The 12315-nt window shown below is 46.9% G+C and carries 8 protein-coding genes and 2 tRNA genes; 9 read left to right on the top strand and 1 reads right to left on the bottom strand.

All coding sequences use genetic code 11. The features are described 5' to 3' along the window. Positions 1–36: 36 nt before the first annotated feature. From NI461_RS00490 to NI461_RS00480, 3 genes are all read left to right on the top strand, one after another. Positions 37–112 (top strand) — tRNA-Ala (locus tag NI461_RS00490). 37 nt (positions 113–149) lie between these two features. Further along, a tRNA-Glu gene (locus NI461_RS00485) sits at positions 150–225 on the top strand. Positions 226–368: 143 nt separating this feature from the next. After that, the gene (locus NI461_RS00480; protein ID WP_151206663.1) at positions 369–710 is read left to right on the top strand and encodes a hypothetical protein; all 342 of its coding nucleotides are present in this window, start codon (positions 369–371) and stop codon (positions 708–710) included. A 510-nt stretch (positions 711–1220) separates the two neighbouring features. On the opposite strand, the gene ettA is transcribed toward NI461_RS00480, so the two are convergent. Beyond that, on the bottom strand, positions 1221–2882 hold the full coding sequence (gene ettA / locus NI461_RS00475) for an energy-dependent translational throttle protein EttA (RefSeq protein WP_151206662.1): 1662 nt from the start codon (positions 2880–2882) through the stop codon (positions 1221–1223). A gap of 310 nt (positions 2883–3192) precedes the next feature. On the opposite strand from ettA, the gene NI461_RS00470 reads away from it, so the two are divergent. From NI461_RS00470 to NI461_RS00445, 6 genes are all read left to right on the top strand, one after another. Then, complete coding sequence (locus tag NI461_RS00470) at positions 3193–4470, top strand: aminotransferase class I/II-fold pyridoxal phosphate-dependent enzyme (protein ID WP_151206661.1); 1278 nt, start codon at positions 3193–3195, stop codon at positions 4468–4470. 294 nt (positions 4471–4764) lie between these two features. Further along, positions 4765–5652, top strand: a complete 888-nt coding sequence (locus NI461_RS00465) for an SDR family NAD(P)-dependent oxidoreductase (RefSeq protein WP_174660353.1) — start codon at positions 4765–4767, stop codon at positions 5650–5652. A 212-nt stretch (positions 5653–5864) separates the two neighbouring features. Next, a complete protein-coding gene (hisIE, locus tag NI461_RS00460) occupies positions 5865–6647 on the top strand; it encodes a bifunctional phosphoribosyl-AMP cyclohydrolase/phosphoribosyl-ATP diphosphatase HisIE (RefSeq protein ID WP_174660354.1) in 783 nt (260 codons plus the stop codon). A gap of 19 nt (positions 6648–6666) precedes the next feature. Next, positions 6667–8169: a 3'-5' exonuclease gene (locus NI461_RS00455; protein WP_151206660.1), complete on the top strand. Its 1503-nt coding sequence runs from the start codon at positions 6667–6669 to the stop codon at positions 8167–8169. A 470-nt stretch (positions 8170–8639) separates the two neighbouring features. Continuing rightward, positions 8640–8810, top strand: a complete 171-nt coding sequence (locus NI461_RS00450; RefSeq protein ID WP_174660355.1) for a hypothetical protein — start codon at positions 8640–8642, stop codon at positions 8808–8810. A gap of 667 nt (positions 8811–9477) precedes the next feature. After that, positions 9478–12315, top strand: coding sequence for a monovalent cation/H+ antiporter subunit A (locus NI461_RS00445; protein ID WP_174660356.1), 2838 nt, complete (start codon positions 9478–9480; stop codon positions 12313–12315).

Raw genomic sequence — 12315 nt, 5'->3', positions numbered from 1 at the left:
GAGCGTTATATCCCTAATATAGCGCTCACACAGACTGGGGTCATAGCTCAGTTGGTAGAGCGCTACAATGGCATTGTAGAGGTCAGGAGTTCGATCCTCCTTGACTCCACCAAACCAAGTCTTGCTTTGCCTGTGTATTTGCCTCATTTGTCCCTATCGTCTAGAGGCCTAGGACATCGCCCTTTCACGGCGGCAACCGGGGTTCGAATCCCCGTAGGGACGCCATATTCAAGATGGCAACATCTTTATAAAAAACCCAAGCATTATGACTTGGGTTTTTTATTGTCTGTATGTTTTATTTTGGCCAGTCTTCGGTTTCTGCCTATCTTCCGATAAAATAATCAGTAATTTAGAATTTTGGAGTTGTAATGCAATATCGCTGCCCTAAATGTCAGAGTCCGAAAATCATGCCACTGGCCCAACCTGGCCAAGTGACAGCACGCCCTGTCGTACCCAAAAGCCTGGTTTTCCTGGTACCTGCCCTCTTTGTATTATTACTGCTGGTTATTATCAGTATTGCCATGTGGATTTTTGGTGATGGTGCGGGTTCAACCCTACAGATGGCGACTGTAATCGTGTTTATTGTCTGCCTGATCGCAGGCTTCCTGTTCTATAAAGATCTGCCAGATTTTAAAATTTCCATGCAGGCCTTCATGCAAAACCAGAAAAAATGGAAATGCCGCGAATGTGATCATCAATGGGAAATTTGAATCCTCGATCATTCAACAAGCTGATGGTCATTTGATCCTCAGCTTGTATTCCCATAGAAAATCTTTAAAACCAAGCGCAATTACCAGCTTCACAACGACCAATTTCTCAAGTCAGAAAAACCGCTCTGCTGTTTTTATGGATGATAAAATATAATGCTCGCATTCAGAATGAACGACAGAAAGCTATTTTAAAAATATATGAGCTTCAAAATTAGGTAGCCTATCATCACTGGCCAATCCTGCGCTTTAAACAGCTTACTTGCGAACACACTGTAGCGGGAGTTTCACTGTTCGGCAGCCAATGGCAAGTATTTTCAAAACCATAACACTCAACTGCTCTAGTTTAAAATTTCCAGCTCTGTTTTCAAATCACCCACACACGAAAGAAATACTTTTATAGCAGCGTCATTGACCAAAGGATGCCAATAAACAAGCCTGTAAACAGGAAATCATGAAAGAGCAATCAATAAAAAAACCAGTCCGGAGACTGGTTTCTTTTATGTGCGGGAATTAAGCCCCAATTTTGCGATATTTCTGACGTTTGGCAGTCAGATCATCACCATATTGCTTACGACGGTATTCTTCAAACTCAGCATAGTTACCTGTGAAGAATTCCGGTGTTTCATCTTCAAATGACAGGATATGAGTAGCAATACGGTCCAGGAACCAACGGTCATGCGACACCACCATGACAGTACCCGGGAAGACCAGAATCGCGTCTTCCAGTGCACGTAAAGTTTCGATATCCAGGTCGTTTGACGGTTCATCGAGCAGGATAACGTTTGCCCCCATTTGCAAGATTTTCGCCAGCTGTAAACGGTTACGCTCACCACCTGACAAACCACCTACACGTTTTTGCTGATCTTGGCCCTTGAAGTTAAAACGACCAATATAAGCACGTGAAGCGATTTCATAATCACCGATTTTCAGGATATCCAGACCACCAGACACTTCTTCCCAAACGGTTTTATTGTCATCCAGCGTGTCGCGGATCTGGCCCACATACGCCACTTTAACCGAATCACCCAGCGTTACAGTGCCAGTATCCGGTTGCTGTTCGCCAGTCATCATGCGGAATAGCGTTGTTTTACCTGCACCGTTTGGACCCACGATTCCGACAATTGCCGCTGGTGGTACAGTGAAAGATAAATCCTTGTACAGCAGCTTATCGCCAAAGGATTTGCTGATGTTTTCAACTTCAACCACCTTGTTGCCCAGACGTGGACCAGGTGGAATATAAATTTCAGAAGTTTCGTTACGCTGCTGGAATTCACGCGAGTTCAGCTCTTCAAAACGCTCCATACGCGCCTTGTTTTTCTTCTGCTGACCCTTAGCATTGGTACGAACCCACTCAAGCTCTTTTTTCAACGCCTTGGCAAAAGATTCTTCCTGCTTGTTCTCTTGCTCTAAGCGGGCATTTTTCTGCTCCAGCCATGAAGAGTAGTTACCTTGATAAGGAATACCATGTCCACGGTCAAGCTCCAGAATCCACTCGGCAACGTTATCCAGGAAGTAACGGTCGTGCGTAATCGCCACGATTGTGCCCGGGAAATCTTTCAGGAAACGTTCCAGCCAAGATACAGATTCTGCATCCAGATGGTTCGTCGGTTCATCCAGCAACAGCATATCCGGTTTAGACAGCAGCAAACGGCAGAGGGCCACACGACGGCGTTCACCACCCGACAGCTGGCTGACATCTGCATCCCATGCGGGCAGGTTTAATGCTGCCGCAGCCTGTTCCAGCTGGTTGTTCAGGTTATGTGCATCCCAAGTCTGGATAATCGCTTCCAGCTTTTCCTGCTCTTTGGCCAGCGCATCAAAGTCAGCATCCGGCTCGGCATATTCAGCAAACACCTGATCTAGACGTTCCAGCGCATCTAGCGCTTCACGCACACCATCTTCAACGTTACCGCGAACGTCTTTGCTTGGATCTAGCGGTGGTTCCTGCTCTAGGTAGCCAATTTTGATACCTGGTTGTGCACGTGCTTCACCAGAGAAATCTTTGTCTACGCCCGCCATAATACGGAGCAAAGTGGACTTACCGGCACCGTTTAAACCAAGCACACCAATTTTTGCACCCGGAAAAAATGATAAAGAGATGTCTTTCAGGATTTCGCGTTTCGGCGGTACCATCTTCGACACTCGGTTCATCGTATAAATATATTGGGCCACGTAGGACTCCTCAACTGAAAAACCAAATGGGGGCAAAACTTATCCCCCTGCTCTCAAAAAGAGCGAAAAAATTATCCGCTATTATACGCAGAATGCCTCGAAAACATAAGCCATTCCTCTGGACTTCAATGCATTGTTACAAGTTTTATCTGAGCGGATTTTCAAACCGCGCTTTTTAGTAAAAAACTTGCATTCCTGCAAGGATTCTATATAAATAATTAAGCTATTCAATTGAGTAAATATGCATTTTTGTGTATATCCAGAATGCTAGACTCACCCCATACCCAAAACATCAAGAAGATCGAATCTTATGACTTACAAAGCAGAAACTCTTGCCATTCATGCAGGTTATAGCCCCGAACCCACTACTAAGGCAGTCGCCGTTCCGATTTATCAAACCACTTCCTATGCGTTTGACAACACCCAGCACGGTGCAGATCTGTTTGACTTGAAAGTCCCGGGAAATATCTATACCCGTATCATGAACCCGACTACGGCTGTGCTGGAACAGCGGGTTGCTGCCCTGGAAGGCGGAATTGGCGCACTTGCCCTGGCTTCGGGTATGGCTGCAATTACTTATGCCGTTCAGACCATTGCGGAAGCAGGTGACAATATTGCATCCGTTTCAACTTTATATGGCGGTACTTACAACCTGTTTGCCCACACCTTGCCAAAGCAAGGGATCGAAGTACGTTTCTTTGATTATGCAAATCCGGAAGCACTACGTGAACTGATTGATGACAAGACTAAACTGGTATTTGTTGAATCGATTGGTAATCCGCTGGGGAATATTATTGACTTGGAAGCCATTTCCAAAATTGCCCATGAATATGGGGTTCCCGTAATCGTGGACAATACAGTTGCGACTCCAGTCCTGCAAAAATCTTTTGATTTTGGTGCGGATATTGTGGTGCACTCCCTGACCAAATATATCGGCGGTCACGGCAATTCAATTGGCGGCATCATTGTGGATAGTGGCAAGTTCCCATGGGGTAAATACCCTGAGCGCTTTAAAACACTAAATACCCCAGACCCAAGCTATCATGGCGTGAATTATGTCGAAGTGCTGGGCGAAGCGGCTTATATTGCACGTGCGCGTGTCGTACCGCTACGCAATACAGGCGCCGCAATTAGCCCGCAGAACGTTTTCCTGATTCTGCAAGGTTTAGAAACCTTAAGCCTGCGTATGGAGCGTCATACCGAAAATGCCCAGAAAGTAGCCGAATACCTGCAACAACATGCCAAGGTAAAATGGGTCAATTATGCCGGCTTAAAAGACCATCCACAGCATGCTTTGGCACAAAAATATGTGAAAGGGAAACCATCAGCCATTCTGACTTTCGGAGTTGAAGATGGGCGCGAAGGGGGGGCACGCTTTATTGATGCACTCCAACTGTTTACCCGTCTGGTCAACATCGGTGATGCCAAAAGTCTGGCCTGTCACCCGGCTACCACTACTCACCGCCAGCTCAACCCTGAAGAGCTGAAATCTGCGGGAGTTAGTGAAGATATGGTACGTTTATCCATCGGGATTGAACATATTGATGATCTGATTGCCGATCTTGAGCAGGCGTTGGCCGCTGTCTAAAACATATTACTCCTTCAACAAACTCCATCTTTCGAGATGGAGTTTTTTATTTATTTTTAAAACAGAGACTTGCTCTGCTTTTACTTTTCGTGTTAAAAATCAAATGAAACAATGAGTACAAATAGAGCAATTACTCTAATTTTTATTGTATTTTCAATAGCTTAATGTCTAGATTTTCCTGAAGAATTGATTATCATATTGTGACTCATCTTCGCTCTCATTTCCTGTTAGAGCCTTCACTGATTTTTAATAAAAAACAATTTGAATGCTATTTTCAAATTAGGGATAACAAACGTGAAAACTAAACTACAGAAACAATTGGAAAAACGTGTCGCAGGTAAAACGGTTCTGATTACCGGAGCCTCTAGCGGGATCGGCTTGACCACAGCTCATCAGCTGGCTGAGGCTGGCGCACATGTATTATTGGTGGCACGTACCCAGGAAACCTTGGAGCAGGTTCAACAAGAGATTGAAGCCAAAGGTGGTAAAGCCTCGATTTTTCCATGCGATCTGAATAATATGGAAGCGATTGACGAAGTCTCCAAACAGATCATTGCCTCTGTCGATCATATCGATATTCTGATCAATAATGCTGGCCGCTCGATTCGTCGTGCTGTCCATGAGTCAGTCGACCGCTTTCATGATTTTGAGCGCACCATGCAGCTGAATTATTTTGGTGCAGTACGTCTGATTATGAATATCCTGCCACAAATGATGAGCCGCCGTGCTGGCCATATCATCAATATCAGCTCGATTGGCGTACTGGCCAATGCGACCCGCTTCTCGGCCTATGTGGCATCGAAGGCAGCACTGGATGCGTTTAGCCGTTGTCTGTCAGCTGAGGTCCATTCACATAAGGTGGCAATTACTTCGGTTTATATGCCGCTGGTACGTACCCCAATGATTGCACCCACCAAGATCTATAAATATGTGCCTACCCTGTCGCCAGAGCAGGCAGCTGCACTAGTTGCCTATGCAATTGTCAAACGTCCGAAGAAAGTGGCGACCCATCTGGGACGTCTGGCTTCAATTACTTATGCTGTTGCCCCGGACATCAACAATGTATTGATGTCGATTGGTTATAACCTGTTCCCAAGCTCTTCGGCTTCGGTTGGTCAGCCACAGAAACTGAACTGGGTACAAAAGGCCTATGCACGGATTTTCCCGGGCGAACACTGGTAAGAACCCCAAGACTCAAGCCGCCTGAACAGGCGGTTTTTGTTTTTTTAAACCTGTGTGTTTTTAGCATAGAAAAATATAATCTCAATGTACCACGACACCTGCTGTCTTTTCAGCTACAGATTTTTGCCGCAAATGCGACGAGATCACGTACACTATGGACGGATATTTTTAATCCATATTTTTATATTCAGATTCAAGTAATGGAACCCCTTATGAATAACATGCAATGGCTCGATGAAGTAAAATTTAACGAACAAGGTCTGATCCCTGCCATTGCCCAGCATCACCAGAGCGGGCGTGTCCTGATGGTGGCTTGGATGAACCGTGAAGCGCTGGCTTTGACTGCCGAGAAGAATCAGGCTGTATATTTTTCCCGTTCACGCAACAAGTTATGGCATAAGGGGGAAGAGTCCGGACATTTTCAGACTATCCATGAAATCCGCCTCGACTGCGATGCAGATGTGATCATTCTGCAAATTGAGCAGCATGGCGGCATTGCCTGCCATACTGGCCGTGAGTCTTGTTTTTATCGCAAACTGACTCAAAATGGTTGGGAAACCGTGGACGCCCAGTTAAAAGATCCAAATACAATTTATGGGCAAAAAACCACCAACCCGCATACCCTCGCCATGAGTGCGTCCACCGCTCAGTCTGAACAGGTAGAAGTCCTCTCTTACCTCGGTGCAATGATGGCAGAGCGTAAAAAAGCCGATCCGGATTCCTCCTATGTGGCCAAGCTATACCATAAAGGGCTGAACAAGATTCTGGAAAAAGTGGGTGAAGAAAGCGTTGAAACTGTTCTTGCGGCCAAGGATTTTAAAGCTGAAGCCAATGAAGACCATAAAAATGACCTGATTTATGAAGTGGCTGACCTGTGGTTCCATACGATTGTCATGCTCGGTTATTTCGACCTTGAGCCGCAACTGGTTCTGAATGAACTGGCGCGCCGTCAGGGATTATCTGGTCTGGTTGAAAAAGCCAATCGTCTACATTAAATCGTGAATGAAGAGTACGGTGTCTGATCTGCAAAAACCCAAACCCACCTATGAGCAGGCCACTGCCATTGATAATGCACGTCTGGGTAAATCCTTCAAGGTAATTGCCTATGCCGGCACAGGTAAAACCACCACCCTGCAAATGATCAGTGATGCCATGCTGGGGCGGCGTGGCATGTACCTGGCCTTTAACAAGGCGATTGCCTCTGAAGCGCAAAATAAGTTTCATCGCGGTGTGGACTGCCGTACCTTCCACTCGCTGGCTTTTCGCAGTGTTCCACGTGGAGTCACAGATAAGCTGCGTCTGCCACGTTTAAGCCCGAGCTTTATTGCCAAGGAATATCGTTTAGAACCGATGACCTTGCGTCGCATGATGGGCGGACGTTATGAAAAATATGTGCTGATGCCTTCGCGTCTGGCCAGTCTGGTGGCCAATGCTGTCGGACATTTCTGCTCTACCAGTTCACAATACCCTGCTCCACGACATATTCAGGCACCCAGCTGGCTGCATCCAGATGACATCGAAATGCTACAGCAGAAACTTTATCCGGCAGTCGAACGGCGCTGGCTGGAGTCCATTGATCCGAACCATCAGGCCGGAATCGGGCATGATATTTATCTCAAGCTCTGGGCACTGTCTGAACCGAATATTCCAGCAGACTATGTACTTTTTGATGAAGCACAGGATGCCGACCCCCTGATGCTGGGTATTTTACTAAAACAGCGTAATACCCAGGTGATTTATGTCGGTGATGCGCATCAGCAGATTTATGCCTGGCGCGGTGCGGTCAATGCCATGCAGCAACTGCCGCTGCCGGAGTCGCGCCTGACCACCTCTTTCCGTTTTGGCCCCGAAATTGCGCTGAATGCCAATGCTCTTCTGGGCGCACTGAATGAAACTGTCCCCCTCTTGGGTAATTCCTTATTGAATTCCAAAGTGGTCAATAAACCGCACACCAAAATGCGGGATGCAATTCTCTGCCGTACCAATGCCCGGGCGATGGAGCTGCTATTGGCCGGTCTGGTTCGGGGGGATAAAGTCAGTCTGCAAGCGGATCATGTCAAGCTGAACCGCTTTGTCGATGCTGCCAGCATGCTCAAACAAGGGAAACGCGTCATTGATGTACCGGAACTGGCCTGGTTTAATTCCTGGCATGATGTGCATGAGTATTGCGAAACCAATGAAGGCAGTGACATCAAGCCGCTGGTCAAACTGGTCGATGAACACGGCACAGATTCACTCAAAACAGCGCTGGCCAAAATTACCCCGATTGCCCAGGCTGATTATATTATTTCTACGGCGCACAAGGCCAAAGGCCTAGAATGGGATCGGGTACATATCGAAGATGACTATCAGTTCAAGCTGAATGAAAAAGATCATAAAATTAGCGATGAGGAATTACGTTTACTGTATGTGGCCTGTACACGCGCTAAAGTAAGCTTAAATATTCATCATATTTATGACCTGATTCAACAATTAAAGCTCAGAATGCCACAATCACTGCGCCAAGCCATTGGCTAGTCACCTCCTAAAGGGTCAAGCTTCAGAGACAGGTGATCTATGCATTCTATATATATTGAATCCATTCGACCGAAACATACGCTGTAATTTTCTGATCTTCGCCCGGATTTTAATCCTCAGCGCCCGGTTACGCTGCTTTTAGCTGCTTAGGACACTGGCAAAAGCACTTTTTCTACTGCGTTGCTGTGATCAGGCACTGCCCTGGTTTGCTGCACGTGACCACGATGGCCGGACTGCGGGGGCTAAACCTGTTAGATCAGGACATTTTACAATACCGGCTCCGCTCCCAGATTGATTTTCAGGTCCGTTTTCTGGAAGAGATTGAGTGATTGGCGGAGTCCCGCCAGATAGACCTGATAGCCTCTTCCTTCCTATTTCTGGCAACTTTATAAAGCCCTGAACAATAAAGATCTAGTACTCAGTAAAGCGGGGTAAGCCAACCGCTTGATGCCCTGATGTTCAGCTCTTAAGTGAAAATAATCCGGCGATTTGTTACAGCGCATACTTACGATATTACTGTGATTGCATTGACCTTGTTTACTCGTTTTTGCGAGTATTTTCATGAAATCAGCGATATTGAAAATGCACAACGTGCAAAAAGTATTGATCAGCTGTTAAAACTCAGCCTGCAAGCTTCATAGCTACAATTTGAGCCGCTTTATACTGACTTGGGATTACAGCGCAGTCAGTGTGCGGCTACCTGTGCAAGCTTTCCGCTAAAACATCCATCTAGCCCATTCAGTCATCTGGAAATATTTCAGCTGATGCCGGCGCAGCTTCGCGCTGAACCGCAGCAGTTACTCGTACAAGTTCTCATTCAATAAAAAATCCGCCGCCCCGGCCAGAATTACCTTAATCTGATTTAAACACATTCGCGATAAATTTTAAGTTAAAGCATTATATGGATTGCTCTGCCGATGATTAACGCTCTAGCATTTTCTGGGTTCAAATGGCGACTTTATCCATTTTTATCAATCAAGATGCCTGATCTGATCTTTATTTTCGGTCAATTTAATCCGAGCGATTTCAGCATCCACCCCATTGAAAAATCAGCTCACGTATAATTGAAATGTTCTGAATAAAAACGTTGATGTTGTGGTTATCCTGTAATATGATCGGTTTTATCTGCAAATTTCACTGTGAAATCGGAATTTGCTATCGTTTATAGGTTGTGCAATACAACTGTTTTTATTCTTTTGAATACCATTTTGGCTTTCAAGATCGAGAAGTTTTGGATCATTCTTTGTGCTCCTGTAATCCTTGAAAGATAAAATTTCACCCTAGGTTTATTACAACCTAAACACGACAATGGATACGAGTGTGCTGCCGATTATTATATTGTTACCCTTAGTATTAGGCACAACCCTTGTCTCGTGGCTGAAGCAATTTTCCCGCGGGGTAACGGCTTTAGGCGCAATTGGCGTCAGCCTGAGCAGTTTTCTACTCTTAGTGAGCCAGGCACCTGCAGTATTTAAGGGTGCCGTCATTACTCAAAGTTGGTCCTGGTTACCGCAACTCGGGATCGATTTCAGTTTCCGTCTGGACTCACTGGGCCTGCTCTTTTCCCTGTTGATTAGCGGTATTGGTACGCTGATCTACATTTATGCCTACTACTATCTCAGCCCCAAAAATTCGCTCAGTAAACTGTACATCCTGCTCATGCTGTTTATGGCAGCCATGCTTGGTATTTCATTATCTAATAATCTGCTGATTCTGCTGGTGTTCTGGGAAATGACCAGTATTTCCTCCTTCCTGCTGGTGGGTTACTGGAGCAATTACGAGGCGGCACAGCGCGGTTCACGTATGGCGCTGACCATTACCGGTATGGGGGGTCTGGCCATGCTCGGTGGCTTTATCCTACTGGGTCAGATGACGGGAACTTATCAGATCGACCAGATTCTGACCATGACTGAGCAGATTCAGGCCCATCATTTATTCGTTCCCACCTTGTTGCTGATTCTGCTCGGCGCTTTTACCAAAAGTGCCCAGTTTCCATTTCATTTCTGGTTACCGAATGCTATGGCCGCGCCTACACCGGTGTCTGCCTATCTGCATTCAGCGACGATGGTCAAAGCCGGGCTCTTTTTAATAGCACGTTTGTTGCCAATTTTTGCCGGAGCCGCGTTATTTCATAATATCGTGACCTTCGTTGGCCTGTTCACTTTGTTGATAGCGGCCTTCTTTGCCATTTTTAAAGAGGACCTGAAAGGTCTGCTTGCCTATTCGACCATCAGTCATTTGGGCCTGATCATGTGTCTGCTCGGTATTGGCTCACCGCTGGCAGTGGCCGCCGCGATTTTCCATATTATCAACCATGCCACCTTTAAAGCAGCGCTGTTCATGATTGCCGGTATTATTGACCATGAGTCAGGCACGCGTGATTTGCGTAAACTATCCGGTTTATGGCAGCTGCTTCCCTTTAGCGCCACCCTGACAATGATCACGGCCGCTTCGATGGCAGGTATGCCTTTGACCAATGGTTTCCTGTCCAAGGAAATGTTCTTTACCGAACTGGTTTCGACCTTAAGTGGTCCGGTAATGGTGGTGTCAGCCATTGCTGCAACTCTGGCTGGTATTTTTGCAGTTGCTTATTCTATTCGTCTGGTACATGGCGTGTTCTTTGATGGGCCGCTCGGCCAGCAAGTACCGAATAAAACAGCGCATGAGCCACCTTTCGGTATGCGTGCACCAGCCACCTTACTGGCCATCTTATGTATTCTGGTCGGGTTGCTGCCTGCTTTACTGGTTGAAAACATCGTCAATAGTACAGCGCGGGCTGCCACCCAGAACTTTGCATTTGAAGGAACCCATCTGGCCTTATGGCATGGTATTAACCTGCCGCTGTTCATGAGTCTAGTTGCCCTGATTGGTGGGGTAATCTTTTATTTTGCGCTGGCCAAAGGCGGTACCATTCGTGAAATTGATCTGGACCCGAAACTCGGCAGATTACAGGGCCGCATTCTCTTTGACCTGTTTCTGAAAAGCCTGTTATTAAATTCGCGCCGTTTCCGTCGCGCCACTGAAAATGGCAAGCTGCAAAGCTATCTCTTATGGATTATGCTGTTTACCACAACTCTGGTTGCCCTGCCCCTGATCGGCAATGGCATCACTGCCGGTACGCGTGAACTGACGCATGCGCCTACCCTGGCGATTGTGTTGTGGCTATTACTCTTCTCGGCCTGCTGGATGATGCTGTGGTTTCATCATGAGCGGATCAAGGCGGTACTGATTAGTGGTGCGGTGGGTCTGGTTGTCACGATGGTCTTTATCGGCTTTTCGGCACCAGATTTAGCGCTCACCCAGATCACGGTCGATGTGGTCACTACGGTACTGCTACTCATGAGCCTGTCTTTATTACCTCAATTAACGCCGTATGAGTCCAGCATGTCTCGCCGCTGGCGCGATGCCATTATCGCCATTACAGGCGGTGTCGGCATTGCTGTCATTGCCTGGCTGATCTTAACCCGCGATCATAATTCATTGTCCTGGTTCTTCCTGCAACAATCCATTCCTCTGGGCGGCGGTACTAATGTGGTCAATGTGATTCTGGTCGATTTCCGTGGGTTTGATACTTTCGGCGAAATTACCGTACTGGGTATTGCCGCCATTGGAGTGCTCAGCTTGATGGATGGCATGCGCGCGCATGGCGCTACCATGACCCAAGGCCTGACCTATCGCTTTAATCCGTCGCCTCTCATGCTACGGATCACTGCATCCTGGATTTTACCGGTCGCACTGGTGATCAGCCTGTATATCTTCCTCAGAGGCCATAACCTGCCAGGGGGGGGATTTATTGCCGGTCTGGTAACCTCATTGGCCTTGATTATTCAGTATATTGCAATCGGTCAGGATCAGGCTGAAAAACTGCTGGGGGCTAAATCTGGACGTCTCTATGAAATCTGGATTGGTGTAGGCTTAACCATCGCCGGCCTCACCGGTGTGGCGGCCTGGTTCTGGTCACGCCCCTTCCTGACCAGTGCACATATTTATGTCTCGCCACCCATCTTGGGAGAAATGCATCTGGCTTCGGCGGCCCTGTTTGATGCCGGCGTATATATTACGGTGGTAGGTGCCACCATGCTGATGATCTCAGTTCTGGGCGACTCCCGCCACTCCAGCATGACCGGTCCGGTACCAAGAGGATAA

This window comes from Acinetobacter sp. S4400-12 (assembly GCF_024129495.1).
GTDB classification, from domain to species: domain Bacteria; phylum Pseudomonadota; class Gammaproteobacteria; order Pseudomonadales; family Moraxellaceae; genus Acinetobacter; species Acinetobacter lwoffii_C.
This window is presented reverse-complemented; position numbering and strand designations above follow the sequence as displayed.